Below are 23,228 nucleotides of genomic sequence, written 5' to 3'. Positions count from 1 at the left end.
AATCCAACTTCATTTTTTTTGAATCTAACATTTAAATAAACTTTGTAAAGTTTAACACCATTGGTTGAATAAATTAAAAACTTATAAATTTTATTTTGATAATTTTGTAGTACTATCCAAATAGAGCTCCGAGGCCTGCAGCTGCGTTTTCTTCTTCAGCTTCTTCCTCTTCTTCTTCCTCTTCTTCTTGTGTATCATCTTGTGTCTCTTCAGCTACAGGAGCTGTAGTTGCTGAAACATTAGATAATTTTTCAACAAGTTCATCATCAAGTGCACCTTCAGTTCCTGCAACTGCACTAGCTAAAGCTAACATTTTAGCATTTGCAAGAGCTATTAAAGGCTCAGTTGTTTCAGAAGTAAGAATAGATCCAGCCATAGCTAAGTTAAATGACTTAGTATTTGCGTTTTGGATAATTGCAACGATAGTTTCTTTAGTAGGTATTCCTGCATTAACAGAAAGATTAAATGCTTTTGCAAATGCACCTTGAATATCCGCCAATGTTTTTTCATCATCAATAGTTAATAAATCAGAAGTATAAACAGCTTCATCTTCATAAGCTGCTCGTAAATCAATACCTACTTCCATAGGCTGAATATCAAGTCTAGTTAACATACCAGCTACTTGTTTTGAAACTGGTTCACCAGCTTTAACAATAACATGGTCTTTAGAAACTACTATTTTTCCTTTATCAATTTTAGCAGGTATTCCCACTTGTTGTAATTCACCAAGTAATGGACCTGGTTCAAAACCAGTATCTCCTTGAGGTACAATAATATCAGAATCAGGAACATTTCCTTCTTTAGCAGGAGCTGCTGTTTTACTGTTTTCTAATATTTTGAACAACTTGAAAGGATTCATATCAGTGAATACAATTGCAGGTTGACCATCCATATGATTAGAAAGATCTACAATATTTTCTTTCTTTTTATTACAGTCTTCAAAGGCTAAGTCCATCAAGTTCTTTTTAGACATTCTAATAATAGCTTTGCCTTGTAAGGATTGTCTCATCTTTTGAAGTTGTTTTGCAGGTATGTTAAGCAAATTAACTATACCAACTACTTCGTGAGAATCAATCAAACTTTTAAGTTCTTTAACCTCTTCTTTTTTCCATTCAGCAACGTGAGCCATTTTAAATCACCCTCACTACTGAACCCATTGTTGTTTTAACAAACATGGATTTTATTTGGCTTCTACCTTTTTCTAAATTGCGGTCTAAGACTGCGAGAACTGCATCTATATTTTCAGCTATTTGCTCGTCACTCATATCCTGAGTTCCAACTAAAGCTTGAATACTTGGCTGGTCTTTAACACCTACTTTTACAGTACTCTGTAATCTTTCGATTAAAGGCTCTGCTTTAGCACTGGCAGGTACTGGTTTAGGCATTTTTTTCCTTGGACCTAAAACTGGTCCTAAGAATCTACCAACAAGTGGCATCATATCAGCCTGAGCTACGAAGAAATCATGAGCATTAGCTAATTTCTTAGCTTGCTTCCTATTTTTACCAATTTCTTCTAAGTCTGCTTTAGTCACAACAAGATCAATACCAGCATTTTTAGCTTGAACTGCTAATTCCCCGTCCGCGATAAATCCTATATTAACGTCTTTACCACGTCCATTAGGGAGAGCAACTTCTTCATCAAACCGATTTTCTGGTTTTTTGACGTCCAAATCTTTGATGTTAATAATAACATCAATAGATTGTGTGAAGTTTCTCGGCTTTGATTCTTCTTTCGCCTTCTTCACCGCTTCCATAATCTCTTGTGTCATATAAATCCTCCATGAACTTTGAGTTCATTGGATATTTTCAGGTTTCATGATCAACTGAAATCAATTAAGCATTTAATTTAGATTATAAGAATATTTTAAATATAATTAAATACTAAAAATTTGATTTAAATTGTATGAATTCAAATGTATCAATTACATCAAAATGCAACATCATATACATATAATTATTTAATAATTCTATATAATTCGATTTTATATAATTCAATAACTATTATATAATAAATTATATAATAAAATTCTGTTTAAATTTATTTGAAATTTTAAGATATTGATACTTATTGTACAAGAATATCGTCGTATTCTCCAGCATCAACAGCTTTTTGGGTTTCTCTTGGGTCTTTACCATCTACAGTAATTCCCATACTTACACAAGTACCCATAACTTCTTTTGCACCATGTTTATAATCATTAGCTAAAAGAGAATCATATTTCATCCTAGCTATTTTTAAAGCTTGTTCTACTGATAAATCAGCTACTTTATCTAAACCTGGGTCTTGAGAAGCTTTTTCAATTTTGAGTTCATCCATAATAAGAGCAGTGGTTGGAGGAGTACCTATTTCAATTTCAAAATCTTTAGTATCACTATCAATGATAATTTTTACTGGTACTTTCATTCCTTCAAAATCAGCGCTTTTGTTATTAATTTGCTCAACAACTTGCATCATATTAATTCCGAAAGGGCCGATAGCTGGACCTAAAGGTGGTCCCGGAGTTGCACTTCCCCCTTCGATAAGAATTTCAACAGTATCTTTAGCCATTAGTCAGCCTCCTTTTGTATAATTCTAATTTGATCTCCTTTAACAGTTACAGGAATTGGAACTGCAGCTTCTATTAACTCAAGAACAACTTCTTCACGAGATTCATCTATACGAACCACTTTAGCTCTTTCTCCTTTGAAAGGCCCAGATATAAGTTCTACGATACTTCCTTTTTGGATAGAAGATATAATAGGTTCTGGATTAAGGAATTTTTTAACTTCTTCAAATGTAACAATATTAGCATCTATAGCACTACGAGATTTGCCCTCAACGATTCCTCTTAAATGAGGTATTTTAAACGCTGGGTTTTGCATATCTATCTTAGTTGAAGATTCTACTAATATATAACCTTTCAAGGATTCTGGTACAAGAATTGCTCCGATACCAATACCGCTGTCTTTTGATTTTCTAGCTAACATCCTAGCCACATTTCTCTCTTGACCAGTTGCTGTCTTAAGAGCATATATGGAATTTTTGTGATCTTCCATTTTAAAATACACCTATTCAAATTAAAATTTCATCATTTATCTCTTAAAGATTAAATTAAATTTAAAATCAGGACAAATTAAACACTTGAATATAATTAAATCCATATTAATCAAATAATCAATATCATCAAATAACTAATGTCAATCAATTATCAATATAATAAGAGAATTAACATCAAACTATAATGAAATTAATATATTTAATGATTAACAAGCGTATTTAATCAGCGTTTATCCCAATTCCAATACAAACAATATAATATTAAAAACCATTTGATTTAATAATATTAAATTCAATATTACTAATTATTTTACATTTATTTGTAATTATACTAATAATAACTTATTTTAAATTATTATAAATTATTATAAACTATTATAAAATATTATAATTAATATTAAAATTAGATTTATATTATTTATATTAATTTTATATTTATATTTTTCAAGTATTTAAAGTTTTCAAAATTAGTATGAAAAATATAAAAATACAATAATGTATGAATAAATATACTAATGTATATTAATACATATAAAATATATAAAATACATCTATTTTCAAGTTATTTTTAAAGAATATGGATTAAATTCTCAATATTAAGTTATAGTTAATTTTATAAAATTTATAAAAACTATAAAAGCTATAAAAAGTTATTAAATATAATTATAACCCTTAAAAATACTACTAAACTCTAGAAATACTATAAATACTAGAAATAGTAGAAACACTATAAATATTAAATTAACTAATTATAAACCAGCAATTTGAGCAATTAAAACTATTATAAAACCAATGACACCGATAATAGCTATTCCAATTGCAGTAATTTTTGAAAAATTAACATATTCTTCACCAGATGGTTTTTTAGCTACTTTTAATACTCTTTTACATTCTCTAAAAAAACGATTCATAGATTCTCCAAAACTCATTGAAATCTCCCATTTAACTCGAAAATAAGTTTGTGAATTTAATATTAATGAAAAAGCTTATAAAGCTATAATCATTATAATAATACAAAATTTAATAATTCTAAACTTATTAGTTATATTTTAAATATCTAAATATTTTAAATATTCTAAATTTATTAAAAATTGTAATATTTTATTAATTATAATCATTACACCTATAATTAATCATAGATATTTATAATAATATTATAATTATAATTTTGTATTTATAAACCTTTGCTTTATAATGAATTATAATAATATAAAATCTAAAATTTCAAAATTGAATATAAAAATTAAAGCATGAAATAGAAAATACAAAAAATAAAATAATTAATAAATAAAAATAAAATAATAATAAAATAAAAATAATAAAAAACAATAATAGTAATATACACTAGTAATATACACTAGTAAATAAGAAAAAAACTGATAAAAAAAGAATAAAAAAATATTGAATTATTAATAAAACTCAATATTAGAATGAACCATCAATGAAGTCATCTAAAGGATCAGATTCTACTTCAGAAGACATAGACTCCATATCAGCTACGTCGATTCTTTCAATTCCTCTTTCTGAAAATTCATCATGAGCTTTGACACCAGAAACAACAATTGTTGTTCTAATCATATTTTGGAGGTCTTCATCAATTTGTACACCCCAAATAACATTAGCTTCTGGATCTAATTTATCAGCCACAATCTGAACAATTTTTTCGGATTCATGTAATGTTAAGTCTGAGCTACCAGATATATTAATTAATGCACCCCTAGCATCTGAAATATCTAAATCAAGTAGTGGGCTATTTAAAGCTTCATGTACAGATTCTAATGCCCTGTCACCAGATTCAGATTCACCCATACCAATCATTGCCATTCCAGATCCTTGCATGATAGTTCTAATATCAGCAAAATCAAGGTTAACCAAACTTTTCTTAGTAATCAATTCTGTAATCCCTTTTACAGCTCTTCCTAAAATTTCATCAGAAACCATGAATGCTTTATTCAAAGGAAGATTCGGAGCTACTTCTAGTAACTTATCATTAGGAATAATAATAACAGTGTCTGCAGTATTTTTAAGTTTTTCCAATCCTAATTCTGCGTTTTCTCTTCTTTTAATACCTTCAGCTGAAAAAGGCATAGTAGCTACAGCCACAGTTAAAGCGCCTGCTTTTTTAGCTAATTTTGATATAACAGGAGCAGAACCAGTTCCAGTTCCTCCACCAAGTCCACAGGTAACAAACACCATATCAGACCCTTCGAGTTCATCCCTTATATCATCTTCACTTTCTTCAGCACATTCTTCTCCAACATCTGGTTCTCCACCAGCCCCTAAACCATGACAAGTTTTTTTACCGAGAAGGAGTTTTTTACTAGCTTGACTGTAGAATAAATCTTGAGCATCTGTATTAACAGTAATTGTTTCTGCACCCTCAATACCAATCTCATTTAATCTTGAAACAGTATTATTTCCAGCGCCACCAGCACCAACTACAAAAATTTTAGCACGGCTTTGCTCCATCATCTCGATAAGTTCATCATCAAGGTCTGAAGAAATTCTTGTTGGAATTTGTTTTTCCATTCTTTTTTCAGAATCTTTAATTGCGTCATTTAAAAATTTCACTTACTAACCCCACGTAAATTATAATTATAATTATAATTAATGAATTGTACACAATTTAAAAAAATTAGGATACAATTAATATTATACTAATTGTTTTGTTATAAGTTATATTTAAATGCAACGATATGCTTCTCAGAAATTAAGATGTTAGATTAACATTTAAGAGATAATTTAAAATTTTATCAAAAATCACAGCATAATTTTAAGATATTTTTAATCAAATCTTGAGATAAAGTTAATAAATAATTTAACTTAAATTATTATCTTTACAAAAAAAGTAGAATTTATTAGAAACAACTAATTTACTTCAAAAACTATTTTTATATTATAATAATAAAATTTAAGAAATTATCTATTATTCTAAAAAAATTTAAAATATTTGTTATATGGATTATCAAATAATATATAAAAATTATTGATAGTTAAATATCTTACATATAATTTACAACTAATTTATAAAGAAAATACAGTGAAATATAGCTTAATCTCTAGGCATAGCTAATATTTCATGGATTCTCATGTCAAAAACATTAGTCATGTTTGCTGGAGTTATAATAGCTGCAGAATCTGAACCATTTGCCCTACCACCAATAGCTAAAATTTCTTCATCAACAGGAATGAGACCTGCATCAGCTAACATTATAGTTATTTCTCCACAAACTTTAATCCCTTGTGAAAACATTCTAAGTGTTTCAGCTATAATTTCAACAGGAGTAACACCTCCAAATTTATTTGAAATTCCTCTTCCAACACCACTCAATGCATGAGAACCAGCAAAAGTTACAATTCCCTTATCTTCTAATTTTTCTATTATTGAACCATTAATTTCAAGTTTATTTTTCTCTTTGAATCCAGCATGATGAGTCACATTTATAATATTTATTTTATCCCCAATTCCAATTGAATCAAGAGCATCTCCTAATTTAAGAGCAGTTGATCCAGAAACTGAAGCAATAGCTACATATTTAATATCAGAATCTACTAATCTTTCCTTAACAATTTCAATTAAATTATCTGTATTTTCTTTTCCAGGTTTTTCAAAGTATGTTATTGATTTTTCCATAAAAACACCTCATATTCAATTAATTATAAATTATAATGTATAATCTATATTTATATATTATTTTATACATATTTAATTTATATATATTTTTTCCAAATATAATTTGATTATTATATATTATAATACTCGATAATTTATACTAATATTGAATATTATAGTAAATTATTATATAAATATTATATTACAATAGATATTATAAAAGAATATTAATTATAACACAATATTAATAATATTATATTGATTTTAGATATATTTATAACTTGTTTTAATCAAAAAAATCATATTTTTATTACTAAAAATCTAATTAATTACTAGAATAAAATAGAAAATGTTTAAATAAAAAATAATAATTAGTATAAAAAACAAACTAACAATGAATGATAAAAATGATAAAAATAATAAAAATAATAAGAAATGACTCTAATAAATAAAATAACTAATTAAAATAATTAAATAAAATTAAATAAAATAAAACTAATCATCATGTTTAAAAAGTGATTATATGAAATGTTTCGAATTTTTACTTCCAAAAAGAACAGAAAAACCACGAAATAAAGGACTAACCATGGTTCTAGATAAAGGTCTTGGATATGAAACTGCAAAATGTTTAATGGAGATAGCTGGAGATTATGTTGATCTATTGAAATTTGGTTGGGGAACAATCATTGTTCATGATAAAGAAATAATCAAAAGAAAAGTAGAAATGTATAAATCATTTGATATTATTCCATATACTGGTGGAACTTTATTTGAAATAGCTTATAACAACAAAAAAATTGATGAATTTTTTAAAGAAGCTAAAGATATTGGTTTTGAAGCTATTGAAATTTCTGATGGTTCAACTGATATGAAAGAAGATGAAAAATTAGAATTTATAAAAAGAGCTAAAAAAGAAGGATTCTATGTTTTATCTGAAGTTGGAAAAAAAGATCCTGTGGTAGATGCAAAAATTAGCCTAGATAGAAGAATAGAGTTAGTAAATGCAGAATTAAAAGCAGGGTCTGACAAAGTAATTATTGAAGCTAGAGAAGGTGGAAAAAACATAGGTATCTTTGATAAAAATGGAATAGCTAAAGAAGAAGAAGTAGACTACCTTAAAAAACATATTCCTGAAGAAAATATAATTTGGGAAGCACCTAACAAAGATCAGCAGGTTTATTTTATTCTAAAGCTTGGAAAAGAAGTTAATCTTGGAAATATTTCATCAGATGACATAACTTCTCTTGAAACCATTCGAAGAGGCTTACGTGGAGATACATTAAATAAAATTTAAAATATATTCCTAAAACAATAAATTATGAATTATTATATTTAATATATTTAATATAATATCCCATATGTTATTTGAGATATTTTTGATATGTTATTAATATTGTTAATATCTCTATTTGATATGTTATTTAATATATTATTTGATATTTTTATTGATTTATTTTTATTTTAATTTATTTTAATCTAAATATTTTTAATTTAAATATCATGTTAATTATTATAAATATGATTTATTTATATCCTATATATTTTATATCTTTGATAATTATTTAAAGTTTTTTTAAAGCGTTTTTAAACTGTTTTTAAATTTTTTAAACCTTATTTACAAAAAATATGCATTATGTGAGAATATATGAAAAAAAACAATTTAGGAGAAAAAGCTCTAAATTATAAAATAGCTAAAACATCCAAAGGAATAGAATACAAATATGTTAAAAATAAAGAATATATTATTATTCCTATTGAAACTGGGTATATTAAAGCCAATGATAGTCTTGAAAGTATTATAAATCCTGCTATTGAACTCATGGAAGAGAGTGATTATTTAGTAATTGCTGAAACTCCAATAGCTATTTCACAAGGAAGATTAATTGATGAAGCAAACTTTGAACCTGGCATATCTGCTAAATTTTTAGCTATTATTTGGAGTAAATATATATGGGGTTATATTCTTGGACCATTATTTGGAATAAAAAAAAGAACTATTAAAAACTTAAGAAAACTCCCTCCTGAATCAAAAAGACACAAAGAAGTGATTTTAAAATTATATGGATGGAAACATGCTTTAAAACCAGCTTCAGAAGCAGGAGTTGATTTAAGTAATGCTCCAGGAACCTATGTATCACTTCTTCCTGAAAATCCTCAAAAAGTAGTTAATGAAATAGCTAAAGAAATTGAAGTTAGAAATGGGTTTTTTGGAAAAGTTTTAATAATAGACACCGATGCTACTTATAAACGAGGAAAAAAATATTTTACAGGTCTCCCCATAGCTATTGAAGGAATAGATTCAAATAAAGGTTTTTATGCTTATCTTTTAGGGCAAATATCAGAAAATGTAGGATCGACCCCACTTGGAAGCTCATGTAAACTTAGTATTGAAAAAAGTATAAAAATAGCAAATATAGCTGAAGACTATCAAAAATCATTATCTACAAATATGGAAACAATTCATAGTGTTAAAAATGTTTTAAATACAGATATTAACGATGTTAGTGTTGAAACTCTTGATTCGATAGTTCATACCCCGGCAGTTATTATTAGAAAAATTAAGGATGAAAAAATATATTAATATTTATTGATAAATAAAATATAAAAAAGTTATAATAAAAAAAATATGAAAATATAGAAATAAATATATACTATTAGATACATATAATAGATTGTTATTTAGTATTAAATTATAATCCAATATAAATCTTATATTACATTTAATTCATATTTAAATATATTTATATATTATAATATGAATATAATATAAAAAACATATATAAGTGAAATAATGATTACACTATAAAAATTTAGATTTCATATTTAATTTTTGTTTATTTTTTATAAAAATTACTATATCTTAATTTTAATTAATACTTTTCTAAAACAATGCGCAAATCGAATGTTTTTCATTGATTATTCACTGATAACTTATTAATACTATTAAAAAGCTTGAAAATTAGAATAATAGTATTAAAATTCTAAAAAATTATTACAATGATTAATTTTATATTATATAAAAAACAAACTATGATTATTATTAGATATTGTTAGTGTGTGGTTATTTTTAATTGATTGAAAATCAATTTAAATCTATTTAACATACTGTTACATTATTATATTTATTTAGTTTCTAAATAAATTAAAATTATACGGTTTAAGGAAATATTTTATATAGAGGGTTGAGTAAATGATAAATGATCCATTAGTCCAAGAATTATTAAATGATGTAATCCAAGATGAAGAAAATTTACCTGTTGTTGAATGTTTAATAAATGGAACTAATACTGATGAAGAAATAGCTGAAAAAACTGAAATTAAGCTGAATATAGTTAGAAAGATTTTATACAAACTTTATGATTCCGGATTAGCTAGTTACAAAAGAAGTAAAGATCCTGAAACACAGTGGTATACTTATTCTTGGAAATTTGATTCAAATGGTGTGAACAACCAACTTGAAGAAAAATCAGCTAATATGATAGTTAATTTGAAAAAAGTTTTAGAAGTAGAAGAAAATAACATGTTTTTTGTTTGTCCTGATGAACATGTAAGACTTTCGTTTGATCAAGCATCAGAAATTGGTTTTTTATGTCCTGAATGTGGAAATGAAATTACATTCCAAGAAAATGGTGGCATAATTGCAAGAATAAAAGAAGAAATTGCAAACTATGAAGAAACTTATTCTTCTGTCAGTTCTAAAAATGCAAAATAATTAAATAAAACTTTTTATTTTCGTATTTTAATTCATATATACTACTTTTATATCCATTTTATTTTCTATTTTCTATTTTTATATTCTTTTGTTATTATTTTATACTTAAAAATTGAATTTTTTGATTTAAATTAATTTAATTTATATTTAAATTTTATTAAAATTGTATTTGACTTATAATATCAACTAAATTAATTCAAATCGATGCTAATAGTGATTTCAATGATTATAGAACTTTTAAAAAAAGAAGGTTGTCCAGATTGGGTTATTGAACACTCAATAGCTGTTTGTCAAAAAGCTATAGAAATATCTAAAAATTTTGATGTTGATAAAAAATTAATAGAAGAAGCTGCATTACTCCATGATATTGGTAGATCTAAAACAAATTCAATTAATCATGGAATTATCGGAGCAAATTTAGCTATTGAGCATGGTTTTCCTAAAAAAGTAGCTAATATCATAGAAAAACATATTGGCTCTGGAATATCCAAAGAAGAAGCTATGAGAATGGGACTTCCTGAAAAAAACTATATACCTATGACCATAGAAGAAAAAATAGTTTCTCATGCTGATAATCTAATCAATGGCATTGATGAAGTGGACATTGAATTTATAGTTAGAAAATGGGAAAATTCAGATATAAATAATTTAGAAGAATCAGTGAATAGATTAAAAAAAGTTCATAAAGAACTCATCGAAGATTTTAGCTTTTAAATTCGATTTTAGTATTATTATCATAATTTCTATAATAATTTTTATATTATTTTTTAGATTTAATTTTTAGATCTTATTATATATCCACATAATCAGTATAATGAGACTCTTACAACACCTTGTATTTTTAAAAAATCTTTTATAAGATCTCCAGATATATTATCTTCTGTAATTATCGTTAATGTTGGAGTTTCTTCAAGTTGGATATCTGAAGCATATGCTTGCCTTATACTTATCCCTTCTTTTGAAATTAAATCACTTGCAGCTGCAAGAATTCCAATGTTTTCATCTCCTACTTCTATTTCTATAACTCCAAGATTCAGACTTTTTGCTATATTTTTAAGAAGAGTTCCGGCCGGGAGGATATTTTGAAAAATATTAGTTAAATCTTCATCATCCAAAATAAAATCCACAGTTGATTTAATAGCTTTCCTATCAACATTAGCTACTTTAGCTAAGGCTAAATCACTTATTTTAAGATCGTCACAATAAATTTTACGATCTTTTCCTACTCTTAGGCCTAAGTCTACCATTTTGCCCGCTACACTCATTCTTGCAGGATATTTTTCAAATTTATACTTTACTGATTCCCACATTTTACACCTAAAAATAAATATTCATCTAAGAAGTTATTTATCTTCATAATTAATAAAATCATCGATAATATAAACAATAAAATGAAAAAAATAATCAATAATTAAATATAATAATCCAATAAACAAACATCAAAAAATCCGAAACAAACATCAAAATTAAAATAGACTAAAAATAAAAGCTAATGAAAATAACAATGCTAGATAATAAAAAAAAAATTAAAATTAAAAATAAAAAATAGGCCAGCTGGGATTCGAACCCAGGACCTCACGGTTATCAGCCGTGCGCGCTAACCAAGCTGAGCCACTGGCCTCTAATTCTTATCAAAATACATCAATAAAATTAAAGCTAGAATCAACATTTAAACTTTATACTATATAACCTTTTCGATTTACGAAGTTATATTTACAAAATTATAATTTGATTACAAAAATATAATTTAATTATAAATATTAAAATTTAATTATAAAATTATAATTTAATATAAAATTATTTAATAAAGTTGCAATATTATTATAAAATTTATAAAATTTAATTAAAAATTATAAAAATTATAGAAATTATAAAGTCATAAAATATAAAAATAGAGCCATAGTAAAAAATTAAAACTATGAAACTAAATTATATATAAAAATAAAGCTAAAATAGCTTTAAATAATTAAAAAACTCTTAAATTCTTAATATAATTACTGAAATTTATTCTTATTAAAAAACTAATTACTTAATTAATCTAAGTAATACTTAATCTAATTAATATCTAATCTAATTAGCTGGTTTTTTATTTATCATTTCATTAATGGAATCTGCCATTGCATGGCCTTCAACAGTTATTTCAGCATTTTCAATTCCATCAACAGATAAAGCTTGAGCTTTAGCATCAGCGGCCATACGAGCTACACTCATGCATCCTGGGTTTGTAGGCTTAATGACAATTTTTGCAGTTGTACCATCAATAGTGATATCCTGTACAATCCCCATTTCCACAATACTTACACCCATATGTGGATCGTTGACTTTAGAAACAGCCTCTTTTACATTATTCATTAAATCTTCTGACATGTTATTCCTCAATTTTATTAATTAAATTATACTCACAAAAGGATTCATTAATAATTATCATATATTATGATATTATCATATATTCATATATTTTATTTATATTTATTATATTATAATTTAAAATTTACATTAAATTTATAATTAACTATATTATAATAATTTATAGTTAATTTATAGTTAATTTATAATTATTTATAATAATATTATAATTATTTTATACATATAATTTATTCATTATATTATTTATTTTTAATAAAATATTTGTTCTAATAAATTATTGTTATAAAATATTGAAATAAAATATAATAATTTTATTATTTTTGCACTAAACAAAAATATCATATCAACATTTGTTTTAGTTATATTTATAGATAGCTATTTGAGTCTAATATAAATTTATTAAAATAATAATTAACATGATTTAGAATAATAAAATGATAATCTAAATAATATAAATGATCATTTTAAGATAGAAAATTCGATATTGATAAAATATAATCTATCTAAAATAAAAATTATGATTATAATATTATAATAATATTGATATAAGGATAATAAAGATAAAGTGTTCAATAAATCTTAATAAAAAGAATTATAAGAATAAAAAATAACAATCATTATAATAAATATAAGATTAGTACTAATAGTGATGATGATATTAGTAATAGAGGTAAATTAATAATAATTAGCTATTTTTTTCTATCTTTAATACGAACAGCTACACCATTACCCATATTTTCCATTTCTTCTCCAGTTAAAACAGCTTTTCCAACACCAACAACTTCATCATTTCTAACTACTACAACTTCATCATTAGGAATAATTTGATTATCAGCTTTTATAACACCCGGAGCAAATAAAGTATTTGTTTTTAAATCAAAATCAATTTCAACAATATTAATACCAATATCTTTCAATATCTCCCCTCCAAAGAGACGAAGAGAGTAAAAACCAGTATCACGATTGAGAAGGGCTATTTGTTTACTTTTTGTAAATATTCTTCTATGATACATTCCTTTAGCCATAGTATCATCAGATATAAACTTATCTCCATCTAGACCGAATTGATATTTAGCTATTCCTTGAAGTTCATTCAAAGTCCTTTGGCGACCTTTAACTTTATTATATTTTTTCAATTCCATTCTAAGATTATAAAGAGAATCATTAGAAGTTGGTCTTCCATCAACTGTGGTATAAACACAATCATCAAGATATTCACGACAAACTTCTTCATATCCCCCAGAAACATTAGCTACAACTGCTTTTTCTCCAATATATTCTTGAAGTAATTCACCAGCTAATTTTTTCTCTTCAAAGCTCCAATCTCCAGATACTGATACATCGTAAGATTGAATTGGAAAGGTATTCTCCATTTCACGAGGACATATTCCAAAAGGAGAAGTAACAATTACTTCCTGATAACCTTTTGTAACTCTACGGAATTTTTGATGAGATTGTGAATTAGAATAAGGTTTTTTCATACTACATGGAAGAACCACAACAACTTCACCAGCAGGTTTCATCCATTTCATTCTTTCTCGCCATCTATAAGCTTCAGGCCGATACAATGATTCTTCACTAGAACAGATAACTTTCATATTGCAATTTCCAATAAACAAGTATATTTTATATATTAAACAAGTTTTTTCAAATTAAATAAAATAATATTATAAAATAAATAAGATTTTGTAATATAAATAATTTTACTTTAATTTTTATTTATAATTCTTATTTTTATTCCTACTTTTTATTCTTTATTTTTTATCTATTTTTTATTTATAATATTTAATTTTGATTTCAATAAATATTATCTCTTATTAATCAAAACTATTTGGATCAGTTTCAATATCTACAATAACTGGACCATCTACTGCAAATGCATTTTCAATAGCCATTTTAAGATCTTGATAACTTCCTGCATTTAGACCAACAGCACCACAACTTCTTGCAAATTCTGCAAAATCACAATTATGAAGATGAGTATTCCAATTAGGATAATTTTCATTTTTTTGTTCAGTCATAATCATTCCAAGCTCATGATTATTAAATACAAATACTTTAACTGGCAATTTATATTTAACAGCTGTTAAGAAGTCACCCATAACCATTGCAAATCCACCATCACCAGTTATACAAATAACCTGTTTTTCTGGATTAACTATTTGACTTGCAAGCGCTGCAGGAAGTCCATAACCCATAGTAGCTAAATAACCAGACATAATAAGTTCTTGAGTGTTTTTCATTGGGAAATTTCTTCCAACTCTCCATCCATTTTCACCTACATCAATAGCTATTATAGCATCATCATCAGCATAGTCTGATAATTCTTTCATTATAAAAGGATATTTAAGTGGAAATTTACTTGGATCTTCTTCTTTTTCTAATATACGATTCCACTGTTGTTTTAAATGCTTAATTTCTTCTAAATACTCTTTTTTATCTGATTTTTCTACTTTTTCTATTATTTTAGGAATTATCTCTCCACTATTTCCAATAATACTAAGATCAATAGGATATTTTTTACCTATTACCAATGGATCAACATCAATCTGTATAGCTGGGCGATTTGGAAGGTTAGTATTATTTGAACAAGAACAACCAATAATAATAAGTAGATCAGAACTATTTGTAAGATTACCAGAAGCTAAAGTTCCAATATTTCCATGACTACCAACATAAAGATCGTAATCATCATCAATGACTCCTTTTCCTTTAAAACTAGTAGTTATAGGAGCTGAAATTTTCTCAGATAGTTCTTTTATATCTTCTTTATTTTCAAGAGTTCCCCAGCCTGCAACAATAACAGGACGTTTAGCAGCATTTATTAGTTTGACAGCTTCATCAATTACAGTTATTGGTGCACTATAAGACAATGTAGCTATTCTACCATCAATATCTAATATTTTATCATCACATCTTTCTTTTTGAATATCAGCAGATATTGAAATATGAGAAACACCTTTTTCAAGTAATGCATGACGTATAGCCAAAGTAGTAAGACGAGTGGTTTCATCAGGATGAGTTATGGTTTTATTAAAAACAGAAAAAGGTTCAAAGAATTCTTGTTGATTTATTTCTTGAAATGCTTTTGTTCCAATAAGTTCCCTCTTAACATAACCAGTGATAGCAAGTACTGGAGATTTATCAAGCTTTGCATCATAAAGACCAGTAGTTAAGTTAGTAGCACCAGGACCAGCTATTGTAAGACAAGCAGCTATATTTCCAGTGAGTTTCCCATAAGCAGAAGCCATCATAGCTGCAGTTTGTTCATGACGAACTTGAAAATATTCAATATCCTTATTTTTCCGTACAGAATCTACAACACCTAGAGAAGAAGTTCCAGGAAGCCCAAAAACATATTTAATTCCCCAAGCCACCATTTGCTCAACAAGAACATCAGAAACTGTTTTGTAATCTTCACTACTTACATCATTTTCAACATTCTCATTATTCTTATTAATCTCATTACTCTCATTATTCTTATTATTCTTATTATTTTCATCAATCTCTTTAGTTTCCTCATTATTATTCCGATCTACATTTTCAGATGATTTTTCAGCTATTTCATTAATTCCTTCAATTTTTATAAACATTTCTTTCGAAGCATTACAAACTGGACATATCCAATTATTATCAAGCCCATCAAAATTTTTCTCTTCTCTTGATTCATCATAGAAATAATTACATACTTTACATCTATATTTAGCCATGAAAATTCCTTCTTTAAAAGCTCATAAAATTTAATTATATATTATTATGTATTTTATTTTATTTAAATCCTTTTAAAATATGCGATTAACAACCCTAACAATTTTAAAATTAATAATAAGAATATTTATGGAATTTTTATGAAATTTAAAAGAAATTAATCGATTTATTGATTAATATAAGTAAAATAAAATAAATAAATAAATAATATAGATAAAATAGATAAAAATAACTAAAATAGAATAAAGTAGAATAAAATTGTATAAAATAAGATAAAATACGATAGAATAAAGTAATATAAAATATATTAAAATGTTAAAATACATTAAAATATCAAAAAAATAAAAAAAATAAAAAATATTAAAAATAATTGAAATAATAAAAATAAATAAAAATTAATAAAAATTAATTTATTTATCAGCTAATGCTTGAAGTTCTTTATCTTCTTCATCAAGAACTTCTAAGAGTTGATCCCATGCCTCTAAAGATTCTTTAGCTGCCTGATCGTCTAAAACTTCTATAGCATAACCTGCATGGACAAGAACATATTTTCCTTCTTCAATATTATCAACAAGATCTAATTTTACTTGTTGTTTAACTCCGCCAAAATCAACAAAACCAATTTTTTCTTCTTCTCTGATTTCTACAATTTGGGCTGGTGCTGCAATACACATAGTCATCTCTCCTAATTAATATTCATAATAACATGATAATCATTTATAATTATAATTATTAATACTTCAATTTAGTATTAATTAGATAATATCATATAATAATAGATAATTAATTGTAAATACTATAAAATCTAATAAATATTATACAATATATCAAATAGATATTATATAATAAGTTATCTACAATTTATCTAAAACAAAATCATGATAATAATTATAATAATTTATATTAATTAAATATTGAAATTCAAATTATATAAAATTATGTAATCATATTGATAAATAATAAAAAATCAAGATTTTTAAATCTATAAAAATTCTATAAAAATAAAAAATTTTTATAAATAATCAAATATTAATATGCTTTTTATTATTTATAATCATATTAAAATTATATTATAATATTAAAATTAATTATAATTATATAAAAAATGAAATAAAAATAAAGGGGTAAATTTGATGAAAAATATTATAATAGGAGCTGGACCTGCAGGAAGACTAGCTGGGATAGAACTTGGAAAACTAGGTGAAGAAACTCTACTTATAGAAAAAAATGACCTTGGTGGAACTTGTCTAAATAAGGGATGCATGGTTATATGTGCATTAAATGATATAGCTAGGTTTTTAAATAATAAAAGGCAGTATGAAAAGTTAGGTCTTATTTCTGGAGATATTGAAATTTCCTATGAAGAAATTGTAAATAAAATAATCAAAACACAAAAAGTAATACATGAAATTGATTATGAAGAAAATACATCTCTAAATAATGAAATTATTTATGGTAAAGCTCAATTGACAGAAAATGAAGTTTCAGTTGGTGGAGAAACATGGGAATGGGAAAATTTATTGATAGCCACTGGAGGAAACCCTTTTATTCCAAATATTCCGGGTAAAAAATATGGTTTAACAAATGAAGATATTTTAAAGCTCAAAAAAGTTCCTGAAAAACTTAATATAATGGGCGGAAGTGTAATAGCTGCTGAAATTTCAAATATATATTCTTCTTTTGGAAGTGAAGTTAATATAATAGCTAGATCAAATTTTTTAAGTGAATTGGATCCTGAAATTAAAGATTATATTGTAAAAAACCTACTTAAAAATGTAAATATCTATGAAAACACAGATACTAAAGAAATTCAGAAAAATAAAATAATAGTTGAAAATAATGGAGAAACTAAAGAATTTAAAGGAAACACCTTTATAGCTACTGGTAGAAGCCCTAATTCTGAAATAGCTAGAAAAATTCTTCAAGATGATGATTTTGATAATAGAGGAGCTATTAAAGTAAATGATTTAATGCAAACAAGTAACCAGAATATTTATGCAGCTGGAGATGTTACTGGAGGAATAAATCTAACTCCTGTAGCTAGAATGGAAGGAATTTTAGCTGCAAGAAATATGGCAGGTTATCTTAATAAAATAGAATATAATACTATTCCACAGTCAATCCAATTAGAAATGGATGTTAGTTTTGCAAATAAGACAAATTTCGATAAAAATAAAGATGGTAATAAAAATAAAGATAATGATAAAATTATTAATGAAAATAAAGAAACAATAGATATTTCATCACCAGGTTCAGCAGGTCCTGGAGGATTTTGGAAAGTTTTAACAAAAGATACAGGAATTACAAAAGCTTCATTTGATTCTCAAACAAATTTATTAGAATCAATAACAGCAATTTCTCCTTCATCCATAAGTGATATAGCTTATATTTCATATTTAATGAGAACTGGAGAAAATATATCAAATTTCGATGAATTTGTTGAAGTACATCCTTCTACTGATGTTTTCTTCCAAATTATGAAATATATTTAGAATTTAAAATAATTAATACTATCAATATTAAATATAGCATACATAAAAAATACTATACATAAAAACTGAAAATTATACCAGAGAATTATAAACAGATAATTATAAAAAATCCAATAAGAGGATAAAAATATGATTAAAACCTTTGATGAAGTTACAGAGTTTCATGGGCATGTATGTCCTGGTTCAGCTATCGGTTATAAAGCTGCAAAAATAGCTGTTGAAGAATTGAACATTGATCCATCAGAAGATGAAGAAATATTAGCTATTGTTGAAAATGATAGTTGTGCAGTAGACTCTATCCAAGTTGTTTTAAGTTGTACCTTTGGAAAAGGAAATTTGATCTTTAATGATTATGGAAAAGGAGTTTATACTATCATTGCAAGAGATAAAGATAAAGCTATTAGATTAGCTATGAAAAACTCATTTAATCCAATGAAAATAAACCCAAAATTTGGTGAACTTAAAGAAAAGGAAAGAAATAATACTATAAGTTCACAGGAAAAAGAGCAACTGAAAATAATTACAAAAGAAGTCTGTGATTATATTATAAATATGCCTAATGAGGAAATATTTTCTATTAAAGAAGTTGAAATTGCACCAATTGAAAAAGCAAATATTTACAAGTCAATAATCTGTGATAACTGTGGAGAACTAACTGCAGAACATAGAATAAAAGAATATAAAGATAAAAATGAATATAAAGATAAAAAGCTCTGTATCCCCTGTTATGAAGAAGAGTTAAAAAATAAGTAATCTGAAAATAAATAAAGAATAATTAAAGAATAAATAAATAATAAGTAAAGAATAAATAAAGAATAAATGAAAAATAAATAAAGAAGCTAAATCCATTATTTTTTCTTTTTATTAGCTTCATAAATAATAATATTAGCTATATTTTCACTAGCTAAAAGGATTTCTTTACTATAATCTTTAGATTTAGCTTTAATTTCATCTAAATTAATTAAAGATTCTTCAATTTTGCTGTTTAAATCTTCAATATTAGCTTCAATTACAGCTCCTGGGAAAATTCCTGCCATATTATGATATCGGCCATATTTAACACGAGTAAGAGCTATTACTGGAAGTTCACATCCAAGAGCTTCTTGAACCATCATACCATCATCAGTTAAAACAGCTAAGTCAATCAAATCATAAAGATCTTTTATCCAATCAATATAACCTAAATTGATTATTTTATTTTGATCAATCAAATCTAGATATTCTTCTTCTAGAGGAATACCTACAAGAAACAAATTATAGTTTTTATTTAAATTATATTCAGGAGTAGTTGCATTAGCTAATCCCCTTACCATAGTTTCAAACAAAGATGAACCAGAGGAAAATAAAATACTTTGTTTATTTTTATCAAAAAGACCTTTTTTATCTATTTCTTTTATTTTTTCCAATGCAATATCTCTATTTCCTTTTGTAATTTCTGGATCTAATGGGAAAAAAGATTTTTTTACATTTTCTGGCAAAGTTTCTTCTCTATACAATTTAACTTCTGGAAAAACTATGGAAGTATTTAACTTAGTACAAACTTTAGTATCAGTAGGAGTACTAACAACCCCAACAGCAGGAATTCTAGCTAATTTAGCAGCTATACATCCAACAACTGCTCCACCACCAATAATTCCAACAACAACATCAACTTTGAGTTTTTTTATCAACTTTCTTGTTTCAAGTGCTGCTTTTAAAGTTCGAAGCCCTGCTTTAGCTGTAGCTGATCTAGTAGCTGCATGGCCTCCTGCTTGAGGAACTGAAATTTTATGCCAAGAATAACCATTATTTTTAAATAGAATTCCTGGAGCATTATGATCAAGAGCAAGTTCACATTGAACTCCTTTTTCTTCAAGTGCACGAGCTATATTCAATGCAATAGCTGCATCTCCTCCCATCCCTCTTCCAGTGATAACAAGTAATGCTTTCATGTTAATCTATTTTAGAATTTATTTAACCCAATTGATAACATCTTTATTTCTATTTGAGTTACCTTGATTATTTTCAGCTTTATATCCTAAAGTTACACCATATAATGGAATATAACCTTCTGGAAGTTCAAGTTTAGTTTTGCAATTAGGATCTTTGAAATATGCTCTAACTAAACCTATCCAACAAGATCCAATATCAAGTCCTTCTGCTGCAAGTAACATATTTTCAATAGCTGCACTACAATCAGTCCAGATATAGTCTCCATCTTCCCTACCTGAAACAAAAAGAACAGTAGGAGCATTGTGAAGTATGTTTCTACCACTTTTACCTATAGCTTCTAAAAATTTATCTCCAGAGTTAGCCATGTTTTTTAAAGAAATTTCATTTATCTCATTAAGAAGTTCTTTATTTTGAACAACAGTAAAATGCCAAGGTTGTTCACCTCTTGCAGTAGGAGCCATAATTCCAGCATTTAATATCTTTTCAAGTTCTTCATCTTTCAATTGTTCTTTTTTATATGATCTAACACTTCTACGACTATTTATAGCTTCAAAAACATCTTTCATTAAATTTCCTCCAATAAATCTTGTATAATGACTTTTAAATAATTATTTTGCACAATAAACACAATAAAAAATCATTTTAATAATAAAAATCTTATAAAACAATACTTCCTTAAATTTATATCATTATTGTTTTGTAAATAAAAACTAATAAATTTATTGATAATTTATTGATATCAAAGTTGAAATTATGATATAAAATTGAATATATAAAAAATAAAAAACTGAATAAAAGTAATAGTACTATATTACTAATTATTTTATTACTAATTTACTAATTATTTTACTACTAATTATTTCCTAACTAGTTCACTCTCAACTTGATATTTGTTATGAGTAAATTGAGTTCTATGAGCAAATGGATTGTATAAAAGACGTCTAAATCCTAATGCAATTAAAAATGAGTTTGTAACTGTATATTGTTTTTTCTTCAATATTACTCTTCTGAAAGCATCCCCTAAACCTCCACCGGTTAGAATATCCATAAAATAATCTCCAAATGTTGGATTTTTTAGATTTAGTTTTCTTGAAAAGAATAATTTTAAATTATTTTTTCTGATAAGAGCAATTAGAACTGTTGTAGCAATAAATAGTATCAAAGTTGCCAAAAATCCTCCTAACATGTAGAAACAGAGCCCAAGAGCTACTGCAAAGGAATGATTTCCGACTTCCCCCAACATTATTTTTCCAGAGAAATCTAATGGAGAATAGCCAATACAAACAAGCAATAAGAGTAAAGGTGCATAAATTGCGTAATAACCTGGTATTGATACAATTGAACCGACATTTAACAATATCATAGCTAAAATTGTAAATGTACTCATTATAATTACAACCATAGAAGTAGATCCGGGTTGCATATCTGAAATATTAATTGGTTGAACAAAAAGTGCAATTAAAATAGATGAATATCCTACAAGAGGAAAACCTATAATCATGACCATTATCATTCCAATTCCACGAGATAATTGCCCCCATTCAATAGAAAGATTTCTAATTTTTCGCCTTCCAACTAAATCATCAAATAATGCAAACATACCAATTATAAGAATCAAATTATTAAATCCAGTGGGAAAAAATAGGCTAAGTAATATAAAAGGAACTATTCCTAAAGCACGAGGTGTACCTCCACGAACATTTGTGTAGAGGTTTCCTAAAAATCCTTTTTCTCCTAAAAATCTAAACACAATTGTTAAAACAAATGTTAGAACTAAGGATGCTATAAATGGTATTAGTATATACTGATAATTCATTTGATTAATCCCTACAATCTTTTATTTAATAATTATTATCCATTATTAAAATAAATATATAATTATTTTATGATGAAAAATTTTATGATGAAAAAATGATATTATAAAAATGATATTATAATAACATATCTAATAACATATCTAATCAACATTAAAACATAATATTTAATGTAATTATTAAATCATCATATTCACAATTTATAATTATATATTATAACTTATAATTGATTCAAATTTAAAATAAGATTTTACTAATATATAATCTTTTGTAAAAAATCCGAATAATTATAATATAACAAATAATTTGGTAAATAATTACTTAAATAATTGAATAAACAATTGCAAAAATAATCATATATAAGAAAAAAATAAGAAGATTTAATTTGAAAACAAAATAAATAATCTTGAACAGTTCAAAAATGAAAAATAGTTAAAAAACTAGATTAAAAAAGGAAAAACTAAAAATAAAACTAAAAACTAAAAAATAGAATTAAAAAATATAACTAAAAATAGAACTAAAAGATATTACTAAAAAATAGAATTAAAAAATA

At 25.5% G+C, this 23,228-nt stretch carries 21 protein-coding genes and 1 tRNA gene; 6 read left to right on the top strand and 16 right to left on the bottom strand.

Annotation, left to right across the window (positions count from 1 at the left end):
• Positions 1–112: 112 nt before the first annotated feature.
• The 7 genes from KQY27_RS04315 to KQY27_RS04285 all read right to left on the bottom strand — a co-directional run bounded on the left by KQY27_RS04315 (position 113) and on the right by KQY27_RS04285 (position 6,671).
• Positions 113–1,129, bottom strand: coding sequence for a 50S ribosomal protein L10 (locus KQY27_RS04315; protein WP_224425351.1), 1,017 nt, complete (start codon positions 1,127–1,129; stop codon positions 113–115).
• Between the two features lies 1 nt (position 1,130).
• Entirely contained in the window at positions 1,131–1,769 is a 639-nt protein-coding gene (locus KQY27_RS04310; protein ID WP_224425350.1) for a 50S ribosomal protein L1, read from the bottom strand.
• A 296-nt stretch (positions 1,770–2,065) separates the two neighbouring features.
• Positions 2,066–2,548, bottom strand: a complete 483-nt coding sequence (locus KQY27_RS04305) for a 50S ribosomal protein L11 (protein WP_224425349.1) — start codon at positions 2,546–2,548, stop codon at positions 2,066–2,068.
• Positions 2,548–3,036: a transcription elongation factor Spt5 gene (locus tag KQY27_RS04300; RefSeq protein WP_224425348.1), complete on the bottom strand. Its 489-nt coding sequence runs from the start codon at positions 3,034–3,036 to the stop codon at positions 2,548–2,550. The genes KQY27_RS04305 and KQY27_RS04300 overlap by 1 nt, the downstream gene beginning before the upstream one ends.
• A gap of 750 nt (positions 3,037–3,786) precedes the next feature.
• A complete protein-coding gene (locus KQY27_RS04295) occupies positions 3,787–3,966 on the bottom strand; it encodes a protein translocase SEC61 complex subunit gamma (protein WP_224425347.1) in 180 nt (59 codons plus the stop codon).
• A 496-nt stretch (positions 3,967–4,462) separates the two neighbouring features.
• Positions 4,463–5,608, bottom strand: a complete 1,146-nt coding sequence (ftsZ, locus tag KQY27_RS04290; RefSeq protein WP_342765739.1) for a cell division protein FtsZ — start codon at positions 5,606–5,608, stop codon at positions 4,463–4,465.
• A gap of 481 nt (positions 5,609–6,089) precedes the next feature.
• A complete protein-coding gene (locus KQY27_RS04285; protein WP_224425346.1) occupies positions 6,090–6,671 on the bottom strand; it encodes a pyruvate kinase alpha/beta domain-containing protein in 582 nt (193 codons plus the stop codon).
• A gap of 502 nt (positions 6,672–7,173) precedes the next feature.
• Here KQY27_RS04285 and comA point away from each other — a divergent pair.
• The 4 genes from comA to KQY27_RS04265 all read left to right on the top strand — a co-directional run bounded on the left by comA (position 7,174) and on the right by KQY27_RS04265 (position 11,076).
• On the top strand, positions 7,174–7,944 hold the full coding sequence (gene comA / locus KQY27_RS04280) for a phosphosulfolactate synthase (protein ID WP_224425345.1): 771 nt from the start codon (positions 7,174–7,176) through the stop codon (positions 7,942–7,944).
• Positions 7,945–8,295: 351 nt separating this feature from the next.
• Positions 8,296–9,231 (top strand): coenzyme F420-0:L-glutamate ligase, encoded by a 936-nt coding sequence (locus KQY27_RS04275; RefSeq protein WP_224425344.1) that lies wholly within the window; start codon positions 8,296–8,298, stop codon positions 9,229–9,231.
• A gap of 609 nt (positions 9,232–9,840) precedes the next feature.
• Complete coding sequence (tfe, locus tag KQY27_RS04270) at positions 9,841–10,362, top strand: transcription factor E (RefSeq protein ID WP_224425343.1); 522 nt, start codon at positions 9,841–9,843, stop codon at positions 10,360–10,362.
• A gap of 222 nt (positions 10,363–10,584) precedes the next feature.
• Positions 10,585–11,076, top strand: coding sequence for a TIGR00295 family protein (locus KQY27_RS04265; RefSeq protein ID WP_224425342.1), 492 nt, complete (start codon positions 10,585–10,587; stop codon positions 11,074–11,076).
• 92 nt (positions 11,077–11,168) lie between these two features.
• Here the strand turns inward: KQY27_RS04265 and KQY27_RS04260 are convergent, their stop codons facing one another.
• The 6 genes from KQY27_RS04260 to KQY27_RS04235 all read right to left on the bottom strand — a co-directional run bounded on the left by KQY27_RS04260 (position 11,169) and on the right by KQY27_RS04235 (position 17,111).
• Positions 11,169–11,672, bottom strand: a complete 504-nt coding sequence (locus tag KQY27_RS04260; RefSeq protein ID WP_224425341.1) for an amino acid-binding protein — start codon at positions 11,670–11,672, stop codon at positions 11,169–11,171.
• A gap of 236 nt (positions 11,673–11,908) precedes the next feature.
• A tRNA-Ile gene (locus KQY27_RS04255) sits at positions 11,909–11,983 on the bottom strand.
• Positions 11,984–12,432: 449 nt separating this feature from the next.
• Positions 12,433–12,729: an iron-sulfur cluster assembly protein gene (locus KQY27_RS04250; protein ID WP_224425340.1), complete on the bottom strand. Its 297-nt coding sequence runs from the start codon at positions 12,727–12,729 to the stop codon at positions 12,433–12,435.
• A 689-nt stretch (positions 12,730–13,418) separates the two neighbouring features.
• A complete protein-coding gene (locus tag KQY27_RS04245) occupies positions 13,419–14,327 on the bottom strand; it encodes a DUF5591 domain-containing protein (protein ID WP_224425339.1) in 909 nt (302 codons plus the stop codon).
• Between the two features lie 219 nt (positions 14,328–14,546).
• On the bottom strand, positions 14,547–16,439 hold the full coding sequence (locus KQY27_RS04240; RefSeq protein WP_224425338.1) for a thiamine pyrophosphate-dependent enzyme: 1,893 nt from the start codon (positions 16,437–16,439) through the stop codon (positions 14,547–14,549).
• Positions 16,440–16,847: 408 nt separating this feature from the next.
• Positions 16,848–17,111, bottom strand: a complete 264-nt coding sequence (locus tag KQY27_RS04235; protein WP_224425437.1) for a HypC/HybG/HupF family hydrogenase formation chaperone — start codon at positions 17,109–17,111, stop codon at positions 16,848–16,850.
• 459 nt (positions 17,112–17,570) lie between these two features.
• On the opposite strand from KQY27_RS04235, the gene KQY27_RS04230 reads away from it, so the two are divergent.
• Together KQY27_RS04230 and KQY27_RS04225 are read left to right on the top strand one after the other, a co-directional pair.
• Positions 17,571–18,929, top strand: coding sequence for an NAD(P)/FAD-dependent oxidoreductase (locus KQY27_RS04230; RefSeq protein WP_224425337.1), 1,359 nt, complete (start codon positions 17,571–17,573; stop codon positions 18,927–18,929).
• Between the two features lie 129 nt (positions 18,930–19,058).
• Entirely contained in the window at positions 19,059–19,682 is a 624-nt protein-coding gene (locus KQY27_RS04225; RefSeq protein WP_224425336.1) for an FmdE family protein, read from the top strand.
• A 95-nt stretch (positions 19,683–19,777) separates the two neighbouring features.
• Here the strand turns inward: KQY27_RS04225 and KQY27_RS04220 are convergent, their stop codons facing one another.
• The 3 genes from KQY27_RS04220 to KQY27_RS04210 form a co-directional block, all read right to left on the bottom strand.
• Positions 19,778–20,860 (bottom strand): glycosyltransferase, encoded by a 1,083-nt coding sequence (locus KQY27_RS04220; protein WP_224425335.1) that lies wholly within the window; start codon positions 20,858–20,860, stop codon positions 19,778–19,780.
• An 18-nt stretch (positions 20,861–20,878) separates the two neighbouring features.
• A complete protein-coding gene (locus KQY27_RS04215; protein WP_224425334.1) occupies positions 20,879–21,427 on the bottom strand; it encodes a nitroreductase family protein in 549 nt (182 codons plus the stop codon).
• A gap of 290 nt (positions 21,428–21,717) precedes the next feature.
• A complete protein-coding gene (locus KQY27_RS04210; protein ID WP_224425333.1) occupies positions 21,718–22,677 on the bottom strand; it encodes a cell wall biosynthesis protein in 960 nt (319 codons plus the stop codon).
• Positions 22,678–23,228 lie beyond the last annotated feature (551 nt).

The sequence above is a fragment of the Methanobrevibacter sp. TMH8 genome, assembly GCF_020148105.1.
Classification (GTDB): Archaea; Methanobacteriota; Methanobacteria; order Methanobacteriales; family Methanobacteriaceae; genus Methanobinarius.
This window is presented reverse-complemented; position numbering and strand designations above follow the sequence as displayed.